The 17,836-nt window shown below is 46.6% G+C and carries 20 protein-coding genes; 15 read left to right on the top strand and 5 right to left on the bottom strand.

Annotation, left to right across the window (positions count from 1 at the left end; genetic code table 11):
- Positions 1–69: 69 nt before the first annotated feature.
- Both AND4_RS12935 and AND4_RS12940 read right to left on the bottom strand, forming a co-directional pair.
- A complete protein-coding gene (locus AND4_RS12935) occupies positions 70–549 on the bottom strand; it encodes a TIGR02444 family protein (RefSeq protein WP_009843423.1) in 480 nt (159 codons plus the stop codon).
- Positions 546–2,465 carry an ABC transporter ATP-binding protein gene (locus AND4_RS12940; protein WP_009843424.1) on the bottom strand — a complete coding sequence of 640 codons (1,920 nt, stop codon included), beginning with the start codon at positions 2,463–2,465 and terminating at the stop codon, positions 546–548. The genes AND4_RS12935 and AND4_RS12940 overlap by 4 nt, the downstream gene beginning before the upstream one ends.
- 167 nt (positions 2,466–2,632) lie before the next feature.
- On the opposite strand from AND4_RS12940, the gene kefG reads away from it, so the two are divergent.
- The 5 genes from kefG to AND4_RS12965 all read left to right on the top strand — a co-directional run bounded on the left by kefG (position 2,633) and on the right by AND4_RS12965 (position 6,937).
- On the top strand, positions 2,633–3,220 hold the full coding sequence (gene kefG / locus AND4_RS12945; RefSeq protein WP_009843425.1) for a glutathione-regulated potassium-efflux system ancillary protein KefG: 588 nt from the start codon (positions 2,633–2,635) through the stop codon (positions 3,218–3,220).
- Positions 3,204–5,000: a glutathione-regulated potassium-efflux system protein KefB gene (gene kefB / locus AND4_RS12950; RefSeq protein WP_009843426.1), complete on the top strand. Its 1,797-nt coding sequence runs from the start codon at positions 3,204–3,206 to the stop codon at positions 4,998–5,000. The genes kefG and kefB overlap by 17 nt, the downstream gene beginning before the upstream one ends.
- A 35-nt stretch (positions 5,001–5,035) precedes the next feature.
- On the top strand, positions 5,036–5,236 hold the full coding sequence (locus AND4_RS12955) for a YheV family putative zinc ribbon protein (protein WP_043991662.1): 201 nt from the start codon (positions 5,036–5,038) through the stop codon (positions 5,234–5,236).
- A gap of 88 nt (positions 5,237–5,324) precedes the next feature.
- A complete protein-coding gene (gene slyD, locus AND4_RS12960; RefSeq protein ID WP_009843428.1) occupies positions 5,325–5,864 on the top strand; it encodes a peptidylprolyl isomerase in 540 nt (179 codons plus the stop codon).
- Positions 5,865–5,995: 131 nt separating this feature from the next.
- Entirely contained in the window at positions 5,996–6,937 is a 942-nt protein-coding gene (locus AND4_RS12965; RefSeq protein ID WP_009843429.1) for an isoaspartyl peptidase/L-asparaginase, read from the top strand.
- 95 nt (positions 6,938–7,032) lie between these two features.
- On the opposite strand, the gene AND4_RS12970 is transcribed toward AND4_RS12965, so the two are convergent.
- Both AND4_RS12970 and AND4_RS12975 read right to left on the bottom strand, forming a co-directional pair.
- Positions 7,033–7,260: a SlyX family protein gene (locus AND4_RS12970; RefSeq protein ID WP_009843430.1), complete on the bottom strand. Its 228-nt coding sequence runs from the start codon at positions 7,258–7,260 to the stop codon at positions 7,033–7,035.
- Positions 7,257–8,243: a PQQ-binding-like beta-propeller repeat protein gene (locus AND4_RS12975; RefSeq protein WP_009843431.1), complete on the bottom strand. Its 987-nt coding sequence runs from the start codon at positions 8,241–8,243 to the stop codon at positions 7,257–7,259. The genes AND4_RS12970 and AND4_RS12975 overlap by 4 nt, the downstream gene beginning before the upstream one ends.
- 128 nt (positions 8,244–8,371) lie before the next feature.
- On the opposite strand from AND4_RS12975, the gene fkpA reads away from it, so the two are divergent.
- The 10 genes from fkpA to AND4_RS13025 all read left to right on the top strand — a co-directional run bounded on the left by fkpA (position 8,372) and on the right by AND4_RS13025 (position 17,340).
- The gene (gene fkpA / locus AND4_RS12980; protein WP_009843432.1) at positions 8,372–9,160 is read left to right on the top strand and encodes an FKBP-type peptidyl-prolyl cis-trans isomerase; all 789 of its coding nucleotides are present in this window, start codon (positions 8,372–8,374) and stop codon (positions 9,158–9,160) included.
- A gap of 143 nt (positions 9,161–9,303) precedes the next feature.
- Positions 9,304–10,020 (top strand): transcriptional regulator, encoded by a 717-nt coding sequence (locus AND4_RS12985; protein WP_083796290.1) that lies wholly within the window; start codon positions 9,304–9,306, stop codon positions 10,018–10,020.
- Between the two features lie 2 nt (positions 10,021–10,022).
- The gene (tusD, locus tag AND4_RS12990; protein ID WP_009843434.1) at positions 10,023–10,418 is read left to right on the top strand and encodes a sulfurtransferase complex subunit TusD; all 396 of its coding nucleotides are present in this window, start codon (positions 10,023–10,025) and stop codon (positions 10,416–10,418) included.
- Positions 10,415–10,771, top strand: a complete 357-nt coding sequence (gene tusC / locus AND4_RS12995) for a sulfurtransferase complex subunit TusC (RefSeq protein WP_009843435.1) — start codon at positions 10,415–10,417, stop codon at positions 10,769–10,771. Before tusD ends, tusC begins: the two co-directional genes overlap by 4 nt.
- Before the next feature lie 7 nt (positions 10,772–10,778).
- Positions 10,779–11,054 (top strand): sulfurtransferase complex subunit TusB, encoded by a 276-nt coding sequence (gene tusB / locus AND4_RS13000; protein WP_009843436.1) that lies wholly within the window; start codon positions 10,779–10,781, stop codon positions 11,052–11,054.
- 178 nt (positions 11,055–11,232) lie between these two features.
- The gene (rpsL, locus tag AND4_RS13005) at positions 11,233–11,607 is read left to right on the top strand and encodes a 30S ribosomal protein S12 (RefSeq protein WP_004399892.1); all 375 of its coding nucleotides are present in this window, start codon (positions 11,233–11,235) and stop codon (positions 11,605–11,607) included.
- 118 nt (positions 11,608–11,725) lie between these two features.
- Positions 11,726–12,196: a 30S ribosomal protein S7 gene (gene rpsG, locus AND4_RS13010; protein ID WP_009843437.1), complete on the top strand. Its 471-nt coding sequence runs from the start codon at positions 11,726–11,728 to the stop codon at positions 12,194–12,196.
- A gap of 134 nt (positions 12,197–12,330) precedes the next feature.
- On the top strand, positions 12,331–14,430 hold the full coding sequence (fusA, locus tag AND4_RS13015; protein ID WP_009843438.1) for an elongation factor G: 2,100 nt from the start codon (positions 12,331–12,333) through the stop codon (positions 14,428–14,430).
- A 151-nt stretch (positions 14,431–14,581) separates the two neighbouring features.
- Positions 14,582–15,766 carry an elongation factor Tu gene (gene tuf, locus AND4_RS13020; protein ID WP_009843439.1) on the top strand — a complete coding sequence of 395 codons (1,185 nt, stop codon included), beginning with the start codon at positions 14,582–14,584 and terminating at the stop codon, positions 15,764–15,766.
- A 296-nt stretch (positions 15,767–16,062) separates the two neighbouring features.
- The gene (locus AND4_RS13025; RefSeq protein ID WP_009843440.1) at positions 16,063–17,340 is read left to right on the top strand and encodes a malic enzyme-like NAD(P)-binding protein; all 1,278 of its coding nucleotides are present in this window, start codon (positions 16,063–16,065) and stop codon (positions 17,338–17,340) included.
- Between the two features lie 109 nt (positions 17,341–17,449).
- Here AND4_RS13025 and metJ read toward each other — a convergent pair whose 3' ends face one another.
- A complete protein-coding gene (gene metJ, locus AND4_RS13030) occupies positions 17,450–17,770 on the bottom strand; it encodes a met regulon transcriptional regulator MetJ (RefSeq protein ID WP_009843441.1) in 321 nt (106 codons plus the stop codon).
- Positions 17,771–17,836: the final 66 nt, after the last annotated feature.

Raw genomic sequence — 17,836 nt, forward strand, 5'->3', positions numbered from 1 at the left:
AATGTTCGCTGAAGAAATTATTAATATAATTCTTTATAAGTATAGATATTTTACTGGTTTATGACGGATTTATGGATACTTAACGTTTGGTACGGGCATAGAGAATGCCTGTTGCAAATGTTCTCCCCCCAATTGACGACAGTACCTAAGCGTCAATGGATCGCCATCATTTTTGACTAATTTTAGCGAGTTGACGCAGTCGACTAGATCTGATTGTTGCTGCTTTTCGAGTTGTAATTCGAACTGCAATGCTTTGCGATAAAGTGTGTCATTAACTTGTGATTTGAGGTGGCGACGAAGTTCGCGATAGGCGTGGAGGAGGGCTTCGCTTCGACCAAGGCAGCTTTGCACTAAGTGCCAATCCTGTTCTTGGAAAATAACCCGCTGCTCATCGAGCCATCTGAGCAGCAGCAGTAGATTGACGTTACCGTGGTAGTTGTTTTGTAATGATAAGCACGCTTCCTTTACTTCTCGTACACCATAAAATTGCAGACTGAACTGCCAAAGGTGTTCTAAGGTGAGAGTGTATTCTGCATGCTTGTTTGTCATTGATTAAACTCTAGTTCCATCTGCTCGAGTGTTTCTTGGGCAGACATCCATTCCATTTCTATTGCTTCAAGATCGGCTTTGCTCGAAGCTTGAAGCGCCAACACTTGGTTAAGTTTAGCTTTGTTTTCGGCTTCATACAGGGTGTTATCCGCCAATTGCTGTTCTGCTTTCGCGAGTGCTTCGCCTAACTTATCCATTTTGTTTTCTAACTGTGTCAGCGTTTTGCGAATTGGAGCCGTCTGCTTGCGAAATTCTGCGTCGCGTCGTTTTTGCTCCTTTTTCGCCGCAGCACTGTTAGTGTTATCTTTGACTGGTTGTGCTGCTTGCGCTTCTTTGCGCTCGGCTTTTTGCTGCTCGGTCAGCCATTTGTAGTAATCATTCAAGTCACCATCGAAGGGGGCGACTTGGCGATCGTGGACCAAGTACAAATCATCGGTTGTTGCCCGCAGTAGATAGCGGTCGTGCGAAACAATTACCATGGCACCTTCGAATGTTTGCAGTGCCATGGTCAGTGCTTGGCGCATGTCCAAGTCTAAGTGGTTGGTCGGTTCATCGAGCAGTAATAGGTTTGGTTTCTGCCACACAATGAGCGCCAAGACTAAACGCGCTTTTTCACCACCAGAAAATGGCGCGACTTTCTCAAGCGCTTTGTCGCCTCGGAAGCCAAAACTACCAAGATAATCACGTAGCTGTTGCTCGGTTTGGTCTGGTGCGATTTGCATCATGTGTTGCAGTGGTGTTTCTTCTGGGTGCAATGTTTCCAATTGATGCTGAGCGAAGTAACCAATCTTCACGCCTTGTGAGTAAGTGAGATCGCCGCCTTGTGTTGTTAGCTCACCGGATAGCAGTTTGATCAAGGTTGATTTACCCGCACCGTTGCGACCCAGTAGACCAATGCGACTGCCCGGAACAAGGTTGAGGCGTATCTTTTCTAGGATCAGCTTGTCTCCATAGCCTGCCGATACTTGATCCATCATCATGATTGGGTTTGGCAGTGCGGCAGGGTCGCGGAACTGGAAACTAAACGGGTTATCGAACTGAGCGGGTAGAACCTTCTCCATGCGCTCCAGTGCTTTAATGCGGCTTTGTGCTTGGCGAGCTTTTGAGGCTTTGTAGCGGAAGCGGTCGATGTAGCTTTGCATGTGCGACATCTGTTTCTTTTGCTTCTCGAACATCGCTTGTTGCAGCAGCATTTTTTGTGCACGTTGGTTTTCGAATGACGAGTAGTTACCTGTGTATTCGTTCAGCTGCTGGTTTTCGATGTGAATGATGCGACCAACGATTGGATCCAAGAAGTCCCGGTCGTGCGAGATCAGAATTAATGTGCCCGGGTAGCTCTGCAGCCAGCGCTCTAGCCACATAACGGCGTCCAAATCCAAGTGGTTGGTCGGTTCGTCGAGTAATAGTAGATCAGAGCGGCACAATAGCGCTTGAGCCAAGTTAAGGCGCATACGCCAACCACCCGAGAACTGGGTCAGGTTCCAACTCATTTGATCTTGGCTAAAGCCCAAGCCGTCCAGCAGCTCAGCAGCACGTGCACGAATGCTGTAACCACCAATGGTTTCAATCTTACCGTGGATCTCGGCAACCAGTGTGCCGTTGTCTTTCTCTTCGGCGATGGCCAGTTGATTTTCAAGCTCACGGAACTCGCGATCACCATCAATGACGTATTCCAGCGCGCTTCGGTCGAGTGCCGGTGTTTCCTGTGCAACCCAAGCTAACTCCCAATGTTGAGGTTGGCTGAATGAGCCTGCGTCAATCGATAGTTGATCTTTTAGAAGGGCAAACAGCGTCGATTTACCACAGCCGTTTTTACCAACCAGGCCAACTTTGTCGCCGGGGTGAATGGTTGCAGATGCTTGGTCTAAAAGAGGTTTACCGCCACGCAGTAACTGGATATCAGAGAAGGTAATCATAGAATTTTAATTCACTTTGCGCAGTGCGCGTTTCTTGGTCGTTGATCTCGCGATGAATAGTAGGGCTATTGGCGGGAAAAGTCGATCTCTGTGCTTTAATTGCATTATGCTATACAAAAACGTATAACAATTTGATAACGGATAAAAATAAAGATAAGGACGCCCATTTGGCTGTTGTTTCGCCCACTCCTCCGAAGGTTCTGGTTATTTATGCTCACCCAGAACCGCAAAACTCCATTGCTAACCAAGTGATGATTAAAAAAATTGAATCACTGGGTCATGTCACCGTGCATGAGCTTTATGGTGCATACCCTGATTTCTTTATTGATGTGAACCATGAACATGAGCTGCTGCTGACACACGATGTGATTGTTTTTCATCATCCCCTTTATATGTACTCCTGCCCTGCGCTACTAAAAGAGTGGATGGACCGTGTGCTCGGCAAAGGCTTTGCTTTTGGTGATGGTAGCGCATTAGCGGGCAAGTACTGGCGCAGTGTGATCACGACTGGCGGTAAAGAAGATGCGTTCAGCCCGATGGGCTATAACAAATACCCATTGGAGCAAATCCTCCAGCCGTTTGAGCTAACCGCGGCTCTATGCCAGATGCATTGGATTGAACCTTTGGCCTTGTACTGGTCGCGTAATGTGTCGGACGTTGAACGTTATCAGCATGCGGAGCAATATCGTCAATGGTTGAACAACCCCCTAAAAGAGTGGGATGAGCAGGGAGGTCTACATGGCGATAACCAGTGAGTTTCTTCAAAGTAGTGTGGTATTCCTTTCTGCGGCTGTGATTGCGGTGCCGATTGCTCAGCGACTTGGTCTAGGGTCTGTGCTTGGCTATCTGATTGCTGGTGTTTTAATTGGCCCTTGGGGGCTGGGTTTGATCAGCGATGTGGACGCCATTCTTCACTTTGCTGAACTCGGGGTGGTGCTGCTGCTGTTCTTAATTGGCTTGGAGCTTAACCCCAAAAAGTTATGGCAGATGCGCGGACCAATCCTCGGGCTGGGTGGGGCTCAAGTGATTGTCACTACCGCCGTGATTGGCAGCATCGTCAGCCTGTTTGGTTTGAGCATGCAAGTAAGTTTAGTTATCGGTATGGGGTTGGCTCTTTCGTCCACGGCGATTGCACTTAAGGTAATAGAAGAGCAGGGGCAAGCTGGCACGGAAACCGGGCAATCGGGTTTTGCTGTTCTGTTGTTTCAAGACATTGCCGTTATTCCTATGCTCGCCATGTTGCCGCTATTGGCAGGTGGTCAAAGTGGTGGTGATTGGTTAGATGCTCTCTGGGTGCTGGCGAGTGTGGTTGCACTGCTGGTAGGTGGTCACTTCTTACTGCGTCCTTTGTTCCGTTTTGTGGTGATGAGTGGTGTGCGAGAGCTTTTCACTGTTGCTGCACTGCTTGTGGTGCTTGGTATCTCTGTCGCTATGCAAAAGCTGGGACTGTCAATGGCCCTTGGTACCTTCTTAGCGGGTGTGCTGCTGGCGGAAAGTGAATATCGCCATGAGCTAGAAATCGCGATTGAACCCTTTAAAGGTCTGCTGCTTGGCTTGTTTTTTATTGCCGTCGGTATGGCGGTGAATCTTGGGTTATTAGCCCTGCAACCATTCGCGATCATTGGTGCCGTTATTGCTCTCGTTGTGGTCAAAGGTGTGGTGTTGTATGTTTTGGCACGCACCGCCCGAGTTCGTGCCAAGTCACGTAGCCGTATGGCGGCGATTTTGAGCCAAGGTGGTGAGTTTGCGTTTGTGATTTTTACTGCGGCAAGTCAAGAGGGCATTCTAACCAAGGAGCAAGTCGCGTTCTTATTGGTTGTGGTGAGCTTGTCTATGGTGACAACGCCGTTATTGCTAATGGGGCAAAAGAAGTGGTTTGCTCATACGCTCAACCAAGAAGAAGAGAGCGTGGCGACTAATGTGGTGGATCGCCAACCACGTGTCATCATTGCTGGCTTTGGGCGCTTTGGTCAAATTGTTGGGCGCTTGATGTACGCAAATAAAATCAAAGTAACGGTATTAGAAAGTGATGCAAGCCAAATTCACTTGCTGCGTAAATATGGCTACAAAGTGTTTTATGGTGATGCGACTCAGATTGATTTGTTACGAGCCGCGGGGGCCGATAAAGCGGAAGCGTTAGTGATCTGCACGGACTCGCCAGACGAGGTGATGGCAATTGCCGACATCTGCTGCGTACACTTTCCTAAATTGAAGATCCTTGCTCGTGCTCGCAGCCGTGTTGAGGCGTATCAGTTGATGAATCATGGTGTACACAACTACTCGCGTGAAACATTTTTAGGTGCGTTAGATCTAGGTCGCCAAGCGCTCGTAGAACTAGGCATGCATCCTTACCAAGCAAAGCGCGCAGAAGCACATTTTCGCAAGTTAGACAATGCTATGCTCAAGGATTTATTGCCTCGGCATAATGAAGACAAAGAACTTGCTCAACGCTCAAAAGAAGCGCGTAAAGAGCTAGAGGAAATCTTCGGTCGCGAAATGGAAAGCGACCAACAGTCACCAAACCATTGGAAGTAGTACCCGTGCAGTATCAAGCGGGAGAAGGAAAAAAAGTGAAAGCCAAGAAACGTTTTATCGCGGGGGCGAGTTGCCCGCATTGTAGTCAGCAAGATACTCTGCGCTGGTGGATTGATAACAATATTGAACTGGTTGAATGTGTCGACTGCCATTATACCGAGCAGCGTAAACCGCAATCTGTAGAAAAAAATAAACACTCAGAACAAGAAATGATTGGTATTTTTAGGCCGGAGTAATTGAACTTCGTCGATTGATCCCCATAATACTAACATCTCGGTACTTAACCCCACGTTGGTTAGGTCAATTAATCTCCCTGGAGTTAGTATGAAAATTGAAAAGAACGTTGTTGCAAGCCTTGCATACAAAGTATTGTTAGAAGATGGTGTTGTTGTTGATCAATCAACGGCTGAAGCACCTCTTGATTACCTTCATGGCCACAATAACCTGATCACTGGTCTTGAGAAAGAATTGGAAGGTAAAGTGGCTGGTGACAAGTTCTCTGTAACTGTATCCCCTGACGATGCGTACGGTGACCATAACGACGAACTCGTGCAACGTGTGCCAGCAGACGTATTTCAAGGTGTTGAGCAAATCGAAGTTGGTATGCGCTTCCTAGCAGATACTGACCAAGGCCCAATCCCTGTTGAAGTGACAGAAGTGGACGGCGACGAAGTGGTGGTTGATGGCAACCACATGCTGGCTGGTCAAACACTGACTTTCGAAGTAGAAGTTATTTCTACTCGTGAAGCAACAGCAGAAGAGATTGAACATGGTCATATCCATCAAGATGGTGGCTGCTGTGGTGGCGAAGAAAAAGCTGACGACCATGAATGTTGTGGTGGCGGCGGCTGCGGTTCTCACTAATCGCATGTTCTTCCACTAGATAACGCTATCTAGCAAAGCGGTTAAAAGCGCAAGTTGAGGTTTCAACTTGCGCTTTTTGTTTATCTGGGGTGTAGTGGAACTCATACAAGCAATAACAGTTGGATAAAGCGATGACGAAACCTTTCTCGATTGCCATTCATGGCGGTGCAGGCACTATCTTGCGTGAGCAGATGAGTGATGAATTGCGACAATCCATCTTGGCGGATTTAGAAGCTGCAGTAAAAGTGGGGCATCAAATCCTAGCAACAGGCGGTCAAGCCCTAGATGCGGTGGTGGCGGCAGTGAAAGTACTGGAGGACTCCCCTAACTTTAATGCTGGCAAAGGCTCGGTGCTGACCCATAACGAGATGGTCGAAATGGACGCTTCTGTGATGGATGGTCGACACCAAGCCGCAGGAGCAGTTGCTGGGGTTCGTCATATCAAAAATCCGATTGAGCTTGCTTGTGATGTGATGCGAAGCAGTCACCATGTGTTGCTGGTGGGAGAGGGAGCAGAGACGTTTGCTTTTGAACAAGGTCATGAATATACCGAACAGGATTACTTCTTTACTGAACGTCGCTATGAACAGCTGCTTTCCATGCGTGAGAAAGGACAGTTTGGGCTGTCTGAGTCTCCTTATCCAGATGATCATAAGCACGGCACCGTTGGGGCTGTAGCATTGGATCAACAAAGGAACCTAGCCGCTGCGACCAGTACTGGTGGCGTGACTAATAAGAAATACGGACGAGTGGGAGACTCTGCGCTGATTGGGTGCGGCACAGTGGCAGAGAATGGTGTTGTTGCGGTTTCCACTACGGGTGTTGGTGAGTTCTTTATTCGTAAACGTGTTGCCGAAGACGTTGCCGCACGCATGCGTTATTTGCAAGAAGACGTACACACGGCGTGTGAGCATATTATTCAGGGTGATTTAAAAGCAATGGGCGGCGAAGGTGGTTTGATTGCAATTGATGCTAAAGGTGAGCTGCACTTTGCGATGAACAGTTCTGGTATGTACCGAGCTGGCATCAATACGCAAGGCGAGTTGAGCGTGAAAATCTACGCAGACGAATAATTTCGTCCCCCCTCATTCCTAAGCTGCATTTTGAAGTAGCCAATACAACAAAGCCCAGAAAACGCTCTGGGCTTTATGCAATTTGTACCTTAACTTTAATAATGCGGTGGTGGTGTTTCTTCCGATGGATCGGCTAAATTCGACGAGTCCATATTTTTTACTTTACCTACCACATATTTCATTTGATCGAGCATCTTGGTTATGTGCAGTTGTTGCTGCGACAAGGCGCAGTTCAGCTCTTCAATAGTCTGTTCTTGGAACGCAAGCTGACACTCTAGGTCGTTGATGCGTGCTTCCAATTGCTGAATGATTTTTTCTGTCATGATCCGTTCTCTAGCTGCCAAGCTTGGGCAATGCCCGCAGATGTGGCAGTAATTACACGTTGCTTGGAATCAAAGGCTGCATCATACACGACCGCACGGGGAGGGCGAGTATCTTTTTTCGGCTCAACTTCAAATCCATCGATGCGTTTGCCTGTTTGGGTATCCCATATCATCACGCGACCGGAAGGTGTGCCCGTCACTAATAAGCTGCCATCATCGGAGAAGCGCGCCGTCGAGAAGATCAGCTGACGAGACCAGCTGCTAAGCTGCGTGACTTCTTCGCCCGTTTCTAGATTCCAGATGATGGCTTGGTTACCACCATCTGAGGTCATGGCCAGTTTCCCGTCGCGTTGTAAGGCGACGCGGACCACGCGTTGTTCGTGCTCAAAGGTACGCAGTATCAGTCCAGTTTCGGTGTCCCACAGATACGCTTTGTAGTCATTTCCCCCAGTGAGTGCGAAACGACCATTCGGTGAAATAGCGACAGAATTGACTTTTTCTTGGTGCGCAAGGAACTCTAGACGACGACCGGTGACTAAGTTGACGTGGATAGCTTTACCGCTGGACAGCCCGAGCAATACCTGTTCACCGTTACTGGTAATATCAACATCTCGAATCAGCGCATCATCGATAGACCAAAGCCCGTCGGCTTGGGTCCATCCGAGATCCCACACGGCGAAGTTCATCTGGCTTGCTGTGATTGCATAACGGCCATTGTCTGAAATGCGAATATGGGAGACCACATTGGTGGCTTGATCGAGTTCACCCAGCTTTGCGAGCTGTTTGTTTTGCTCCAAATCCCAGAGAACCAATTGGTGCTCTTTGGAGTACAGCAGTGCAAATCGAGCATCTCGACTAAGCGCAAAGCTGGTGGAACCTTGTGGTTCGAGTGACCAACGTTGAACATCGCTATCGGTAAAAAAGCATCCATTTAACGTGGTGATGACAATTAAATATAGGAATAAATGAGAAATTCTTTGCATCACATCCAATAATCCGGTTTGTGTCTCAAGACATATAGCTAGTATATTGGTATAACGATTGTCTTCACCAGTCTCAAAGAAGATTTGTGCACAACAACCAGTGGCTAAGCCATTATTGGGAGAAATTAATGAAATCAGTTTTAAAAGTGTCGCTACTTGCTGCAACAGTAATGCTAGCGGTAGGTTGTCAGAAAGAAGAAGCTAAAACAGAAGCAGCACCTCAAGCAGAGCAAGTTCAAGCAGAAACTGGTAAAGCAGTTCACTTTAAAACAGACGATGACAAAGCGGCGTACGCGATCGGTGTTTCATTTGCTAACTACCTAAGCACTAGCATTGAAAAGCCAAGCGAGTTTGGCATCAACTTAAATAAAGACCTTGTTCTTAAAGGTATCGAAGACGTATTCAACGAGAAGGCTGCGCTAAACGAAGAAGAAACTCGTGCTGCTCTTGAATCTCTAGATAAGCGTGTTGCTGAAACAATGCAAAAGCAAGCTTCTGAGAAAGCGGCTGAGGCTAAGAAAGTTGGTGATGACTTCCGTGCTGACTTCGAGAAGCAAGAAGGCGTAGTGAAGACAGAATCTGGTCTTCTATACAAAATTGAAACTTCAGCTGAAGGTGAGAAGCCAAAAGAAACGGATACCGTTCAAGTACACTACAAAGGTACCCTGACAGATGGAACTCAGTTCGACAGCTCTTACGATCGTGGCGAACCTGCAACGTTCCCACTAAACCGCGTAATCCCGGGTTGGACTGAAGGTGTTCAGCTAATGCCGGTAGGTTCTAAGTTCAAATTTGTTATCCCGCCAGAGCTAGCATACGGTGATCAAGACACACCAAGCATCCCTGCTAACTCAACGCTAGTGTTCGAAGTTGAGCTAATAAAAATCGAGAGCGACAAAGACAAAGCCGCTGAATAATTATTTTCAGCGATAATTAAATAAAAAAGGTCCGTTTTACGGGCCTTTTTTGTTCTAGGTCACTAGTTGATGAGTTTGATCGGTTGCCTTTCAAATTTTCTGATAAACTTACGTCAATTTGTTGATTTTTCGCTCGAAGGCTTATGACAACTACAGAAACAATAAATGCGGAAATGTTACTCGAGATGGAATCTGTCCACGTGATGCCATTCACTGAGCACGATAAAATCATCTTGAGATCTTATGAAGCGGTCGTCGATGGCATTGCGAGTCTTATTGGCCCATTTTGTGAAATCGTTCTTCACTCACTAGAAGATCTCAATACTTCGGCAATCAAAATCGCTAACGGTGAGAACACTGGCCGTCAGGTAGGGTCCCCTATCACTGACTTAGCACTGAAGATGCTGAAAGATATTGAAGGCTCTGAGCGTAACTTCTCTCGTTCGTACTTTACCCGAGCGAAAGGTGGCGTTTTAATGAAGTCGATCACTGTCGCTATCCGTAATGGTGAAAACCGTGTGATTGGTTTGCTCTGTATTAACGTCAACCTCGATGCGCCCTTTTCTCAAGTTCTGCAATCTTTTATGCCAACGCAAGAAGCGAACGAAGCGGCGTCATCCGTCAACTTCGCCAGCGATGTTGAAGAGTTGGTGGACCAAACGGTTGAGCGCACGATTGAAGAAATTAATGCAGATAAATCGGTGTCGAACAATATCAAGAACCGTCAGATAGTCATGGAGCTGTACGACAAAGGCATCTTTGATATCAAAGACGCAATTAACCGCGTCGCAGAGCGACTGAACATTTCCAAACACACCGTTTACTTATATATTCGTCAGCGTAAGACTGAGGAAGAATAAGTGTGAATGGATTAACTTATACGCTAGTGGTCAACGGCTCAGTTTACGGCACCCAATCGGCGCGAAGCGCATACCAATTTGCTCAAGCACTGATTGAACAGGGTCACACTCTGGTAAGTGTGTTCTTTTACCAAGATGGCGTCACCAATGGTACGGCGTTGAGCGTGCCTGCCAACGATGAGTTTGACCTAACTAAAGCATGGCAATCACTCGCCCAACAATATGATGTTCGCCTGGAAACCTGCGTAGCTGCAGCTTTACGTCGCGGTATCATCAGCGAAGACGAAGCTCGTCAACATGGCCTTGAGCAAAATAATCTAGCAGAAGGATTCGCTCAAGCAGGCTTAGGCAGTTTAGCTGAAGCAATGCTAACGCAAGATAGAGTGGTGCAGTTTTGAGTCAGCTAACTTATTTATTTCGTAGCGCGCCTCATGGCAACAATGCTGGACGTGAAGGCGTGGATGCGCTGCTTGCAGCGTCTGCATATTGTGAAGATATTACGGTCTTGTTTGTTGGTGATGGTATTTATCAATTGCTGCTCGGACAAAATCCGCACGACATTTTAAGTAAAGACTACGCGCCGATGCTAAAGCTGTTCGATTTGTATGACATCGAGCAAGTGTTTGTCTGTGCCGACTCGCTATCTGAGCGTGGATTGGCGCAAGCGGATTTAATCATTGATGCCAAGGCACTGAATACCGAGCAACTTAAAGCGAAATTGCAGCAAGCGGGCAAACTGCTGTCATTCTGAGGAAGCCATGTTACATATCATCAAATCCGTAGCAGCATTAGACGATGCGATGGCATTGTACAGTGAACAAGATGATGCCTTGTTGATTGAAGAAGCCGTGTACGCAGCAAACCCACAGCATAAGGCGTTCAGTAAAGTAAAAGGTCCGTCAGTGTTCGCTTTGCAAAGCGATATTGAAGCTCGAGGCATGGGCAATCGTATTAGCCCATCTGTAACTGTGATTGATTACGCTGGTTTTGTTGAGTTAACGGTAAAACAAGCCAAATCTCTGACTTGGGATTAACCCTTTTTTCTTTTCGGTTGAGCTTTACGGACTAATTGTCCTAATCGAACAAAAAAGATTCGTATATTTCTTGACACACCTCTCACTGCTGCATAGAATTTTGCGTCCCTGACTGCCATCTGCGGTTAGGGATAGATTTTTCACAAAGCTTACTTTCAAGTAAATCAGGAGCTAGTTAATGGCAACTATTAACCAGTTGGTACGCAAGCCACGTGCAAAGCAAGTTGTTAAAAGCAACGTGCCTGCACTAGAAGCGTGCCCACAAAAACGTGGTGTATGTACTCGTGTTTACACTACTACACCAAAAAAACCTAACTCAGCACTTCGTAAAGTTTGTCGTGTACGTCTGACAAACGGTTTCGAAGTTACATCGTACATCGGCGGTGAAGGTCACAACCTTCAAGAGCACAGTGTTGTACTAATCCGTGGCGGTCGTGTAAAAGACCTTCCGGGTGTACGTTACCACACTGTTCGCGGTGCACTTGACTGTGCTGGCGTTAACGACCGTAAACAGGGTCGTTCTAAGTACGGTGTGAAGCGTCCTAAGTCTTAATGCCCTTCTTGTAAGAGAGAAGCGTTAAGTAAGGCCAAACACTAAAATTAAATTTTAATTTTTGAAGAAACTGAAAAGTTTTGGATAACCTGAAGAATAAGACTACGGAGATAAATCCATGCCACGTCGTCGCGTTATTGGTCAGCGTAAGATCCTTCCAGATCCTAAGTTCAAATCTGAACTGCTGGCAAAATTCGTTAACATCCTTATGGTTGACGGTAAAAAATCTACTGCAGAAAAAATCGTTTACACTGCACTAGACTCAATGGCTGAAAAGTCTGGTAAAGACCACTTAGCTGTTTTTGAAGAAGCTCTTGAAAATGTTCGCCCAGCGGTAGAAGTTAAATCTCGCCGTGTAGGTGGTTCAACTTACCAAGTACCTGTAGAAGTACGTCCGGTTCGCCGTAACGCACTTGCTATGCGTTGGTTGGTTGAAGCTGCGCGTAAGCGTGGTGAAAAATCTATGGCTCAACGCCTAGCTGCTGAAATGCTAGACGCGTCTGAGAACAAAGGTACTGCGGTTAAGAAACGTGAAGACGTTCACCGCATGGCTGACGCAAACAAAGCGTTCGCACATTACCGCTGGTAATACCTTTCAGTGCTGCAAGGTTCCTTGCAGCACTTCTTTAGTTCCTATGCCTATGCTAGGAACTATTGCTATATCTAGGGAATGGCATTTTTAGTTATAGCAATAGTCCCTATCTCTAATAAGAGGATTCAATCGTGGCTCGCAAAACTCCTATTGAGCGCTACCGTAACATCGGTATCTGTGCTCACGTAGATGCAGGTAAAACAACGACTACGGAACGTATTCTGTTCTACACTGGTCTGTCTCATAAAATCGGTGAAGTTCACGATGGCGCAGCAACCATGGACTGGATGGAGCAGGAGCAAGAGCGTGGTATCACCATCACGTCTGCGGCGACTACTACCTTCTGGCGTGGTATGGAAGCGCAATTCCAAGAGCACCGCGTTAACATCATCGACACCCCTGGACACGTTGACTTTACTATCGAAGTAGAGCGTTCTCTTCGCGTACTTGATGGTGCGGTTGTTGTGTTCTGTGGTTCATCTGGTGTTGAACCTCAGTCTGAAACTGTATGGCGTCAAGCTGACAAATATCACGTTCCACGAATGGTATTTGTTAACAAAATGGACCGTGCAGGCGCTGATTTTCTGCGTGTTGTGGACCAAATTAAACATCGTCTTGGTGCGAACCCTGTTCCAATCCAACTGAACGTTGGCGCAGAAGAGGGCTTTCGTGGTGTTATCGACCTAATCAAGATGAAGATGATCAACTGGAATGAAGCCGACCAAGGCATGTCGTTTACATACGACGAAATTCCGGCTGACATGCAAGAACTTGCTGAAGAATGGCGCAACAACCTAGTTGAAGCGGCAGCGGAAGCAACGGAAGAGCTGATGGATAAGTACCTTGAAGAAGGTGAACTTTCTGAAGCTGAGATCAAACAAGCGCTACGTACTCGCACACTAAATAATGAAATCGTACTTGCCACTTGTGGTAGTGCATTTAAAAATAAAGGTGTTCAAGCAGTATTAGATGCAGTGATCGAGTTTCTACCATCGCCAATCGATGTACCAGCAATTAAAGGTCTTGACGAAAAAGAGAACGAAATTGAACGTCACGCTGACGACAACGAACCGTTCTCAGCACTTGCGTTTAAGATCGCGACAGACCCATTTGTGGGCACGCTCACTTTCATGCGCGTTTACTCAGGTGTTGTGAACTCAGGTGATGCCGTTTACAACTCAGTAAAAGACAAGAAAGAGCGTCTCGGTCGTATTGTTCAGATGCATGCGAACAAGCGTGAAGAAGTAAAAGAAGTTCGCGCTGGTGATATCGCAGCTGCTATCGGTCTGAAAGACGTCACGACAGGTGACACGCTATGTGATCAGAACCACAAAGTAGTTCTAGAGCGCATGGAATTTCCTGAACCTGTTATTCAGATCGCTGTAGAACCTCGTTCTAAAGCAGACCAAGAGAAAATGGGTATTGCGCTGGGTAAACTAGCCGCGGAAGACCCATCATTCCGCGTGGAAACGGATGACGAAACAGGTCAGATTCTGATCTCTGGTATGGGTGAGCTTCACCTAGATATCATCGTTGACCGTATGAAGCGTGAATTCAGCGTTGATTGTAACGTTGGTAAACCTCAGGTTGCTTACCGTGAAACCATTCGTGGTTCTGCGGAAGTTGAAGGTAAGTTCGTCCGTCAATCAGGCGGTCGTGGTCAATACGGTCACGTATGGATCAAACTTGAACCTTCAGAACCTGGTGAAGGTTTTGTATTCGTAGACGAGATTGTGGGTGGTGCGGTTCCTAAGGAATACATCAGCTCGGTATCGAAAGGTATCGAAGAGCAAATGAATAGTGGTGTTCTAGCGGGTTACCCTGTTTTAGATATTAAAGCGACATTATTCGATGGCTCTTACCACGATGTTGACTCAAGCGAGATGGCGTTTAAGATCGCTGGCTCAATGGCATTCAGGAAAGGTGCACTAGAAGCACAACCTGTGATTCTAGAACCAATGATGAATGTCGAAGTAACTACTCCGGAAGACTGGATGGGTGACGTTGTTGGTGACCTAAACCGTCGTCGCGGTATGATCGAAGGTATGGATGAGGGTGTGGCTGGTCTTAAGATCATGCGTGCTCAAGTTCCTCTGTCTGAGATGTTTGGTTACGCAACGGACCTACGTTCTGCAACTCAAGGCCGTGCTTCTTACTCTATGGAGTTTAATGAGTACGCTGAAGTGCCGAAGACGTTTGCTGAAGCCATCATGGCTGAGCGTGGTTACTAATAGACGATTGAGCTTAAAAAGTTTATGACTTTTTGCTAGATCAAGCCGTCGAAATATTGCGCTAACAGGCGTTGGCGCATAAAATAACAATTTCTGGCGCGTCGAGATCAATAATGGTCACGATGAATCATAACTAGGAAGGAACACGATTGTGTCTAAAGAAAAATTTGAACGTACTAAACCGCACGTTAACGTTGGTACTATCGGCCACGTTGACCACGGTAAAACAACTCTAACTGCAGCTATCTGTACTACTCTTGCTAAAGTTTACGGCGGTGTAGCTAAAGACTTCGCATCTATCGATAACGCTCCAGAAGAGCGTGAGCGCGGTATCACAATCGCTACTTCTCACGTTGAGTACGATACTCCAACTCGTCACTACGCACACGTAGACTGTCCAGGACACGCGGATTATGTTAAAAACATGATCACAGGTGCTGCACAGATGGACGGTGGTATCCTAGTTGTTGCTGCGACAGATGGTCCAATGCCACAAACTCGTGAGCACATCCTACTAGGCCGTCAGGTTGGTATCCCATACATCATCGTATTCATGAACAAATGTGACATGGTTGACGATGAAGAGCTACTAGAACTAGTAGAAATGGAAGTTCGTGAGCTTCTATCTGAGTACGACTTCCCAGGTGATGACCTACCAGTTATCCAAGGTTCTGCACTAGGCGCACTAAATGGTGAAGAGCAGTGGGAAGCGAAGATTGTTGAACTAGCAGAAGCGCTAGATTCATACATTCCTGAGCCAGAGCGTGAAATTGACAAGCCGTTCCTACTACCAATCGAAGACGTATTCTCTATCCAAGGTCGTGGTACAGTAGTAACTGGCCGTATTGAGAGCGGTATCCTACGTGTAGGTGACGAAGTAGAAATCGTTGGTATCAAAGACACTACTACTACTACATGTACTGGTGTTGAAATGTTCCGTAAGCTTCTAGACGAAGGCCGTGCGGGTGAGAACGTTGGTGCACTTCTACGTGGTACTAAACGTGACGAAGTAGAGCGTGGTCAAGTACTAGCAGCTCCTAAGTCAATCCACCCACACACTAAGTTCGAGTCAGAAGTATACGTACTTTCTAAAGACGAAGGCGGCCGTCATACTCCGTTCTTCAAAGGCTACCGTCCACAGTTCTACTTCCGTACAACTGACGTAACTGGTGACATCTCTCTACCAGAAGGCGTAGAAATGGTAATGCCAGGTGACAACATCCAAATGCAAGTTGAGCTAATTGCTCCAATCGCTATGGACGAAGGTCTACGTTTCGCTATCCGTGAAGGTGGCCGTACTGTAGGTGCTGGTGTTGTTGCTAAGATCTTCGACTAATTCTTACTGAATTAATCGTAATCTTGCACTCTTCTTCTTTTTGAAGAAAGCGCTAGAAAAAGGGAAGCTGAGGCTTCCCTTTTTTATACCTGTAAATTTCTCGCCATATCAGTTCTTCTCATTATAGACAAAGTGATTTATACCGCGCTCAGTCTGCCCTAGTCACAGATATCTGGTCTTATCTGTTTCTTTATTACCTTTTTTAAAGATATCGCTCGTAATCTTACCTATGAAGATGGACCTCTATCCTTTAGAATTTATCCCCCTTACCGAAGAATAAAAAAGAGAAACAATCCATGTCTGAAGACAATCGCCAAGAAGTCAGCCCAGAAGAAGAACGTCGTCAACAAGCATTGGACTACCATGCGTACCCAACTCCAGGAAAGATCTCAGTAGAACTGACTAAGCCTGCTGAGACAGCTAACGATCTTGCATTGGCATATAGCCCTGGTGTGGCAGAGCCTGTACGTGAAATCGCGCAGAACGCTGACAATGTGTACAAGTACACGGCGAAAGGCAACATGGTTGCGGTTATCTCTAACGGTACGGCGATTCTTGGTCTTGGTAACCTTGGTCCGTTAGCCTCTAAACCAGTAATGGAAGGTAAAGCGCTGTTGTTCAAACGCTTTGCTGGTTTAGATTCAATTGATATCGAAGTAAAACACCGTACGATCGACGAATTTGTCGACACAGTTGCCAATATTGCTGACACTTTCGGTGGCATCAATCTTGAAGACATTAAGGCCCCAGATTGTTTCGAGATTGAAAAGCGTCTTATCGAACGTTGTGATGTACCAGTGTTCCACGATGATCAACACGGTACTGCAATCGTAACCGCTGCGGGTATGCTGAACGCAATTGAACTGCAAGGTAAGAAGCTTGAAGAATCAACCATCGTTTGTCTTGGTGCTGGTGCTGCGGCGGTTGCATGCATGGAGCTGTTGATCAAATGTGGCGCAATGCGCGAGAAGATCTACATGCTGGATCGTAAAGGCGTCATCCATACACGTCGCGATGACCTAAATGAATACAAACAGCTATTTGCGAACAATACAGATAAGCGTACTTTGGAAGATGTGATTGAGGGTGCGGATCTGTTCTTGGGCGTATCGGGTCCAAACCTACTACCAGCAGAAGCGTTGAAGCTAATGGCTGAAAAACCTGTGGTGTTTGCATGTTCAAACCCAGATCCAGAAATTAAACCGGAACTGGCTCGTGCAGTCCGTGATGATTTGATCATGGGGACAGGGCGCAGTGATTACCCGAACCAAGTCAACAACGTACTCTGCTTCCCATTCATCTTCCGTGGCGCATTGGACGTTCGTGCAAGCGAAATTAATGATGAAATGAAGCTAGCGGCAGTTGATGCGATTCGTGGACTCGCTAAAGAGCCCGTTCCTAAAGCGGTATTGAAAGCGGCTGGTGTCGATAAACTAGAATTTGGCTCTGACTACATCATTCCTAAACCAATGGATCCACGTCTACTTCCACGCGTAGCAAAAGCGGTTGCAAAAGCAGCCGTTGATTCAGGTGTCGCGCGTATTGAAATGCCAGAAAACTACATGGCTGAGTAAGCCAGAGTCGTTGTTATGGTAAAGAAAAGGGACGCGATGGCGTCCCTTTTTTGGTTTGGTCGAAAATTGCATCAGGGCAACTTTATTATTCTGATGGATTTGTAAATAATTATTCTTCGTCGAACGCTTCGAATTCTATCCCCATTGCCGTCATCAGTGCTTGCGCTTCTGTAGGAATTTCATCTGGACGATCTTTGCGAAGGTCTTCATCGGTTGGCAAGGGCTGGCCAGTGTAAGCATGCAGGAAAGCTTCACACAGTAGTTCACTGTTAGTCGCATGGCGTAAGTTGTTGATCTGGCGGCGAGTTCGCTCATCTGTCAGCACTTTTAAAACTTTTAGCGGGATAGAGACGGTAATTTTTTTTACTTGTTCGCTTTTTTTACCGTGCTCAGCATACGGGCTAATGTATTCGCCATTCCAGTCAGCCATTGCGCACCTTCATTAATGTAATAAGTTAGAAAATAAATATAGGCACTGATTTTAGCTGCATTTACC

Source organism: Vibrio sp. AND4, from assembly GCF_000171815.1.
Classification (GTDB): Bacteria; Pseudomonadota; Gammaproteobacteria; order Enterobacterales; family Vibrionaceae; genus Vibrio.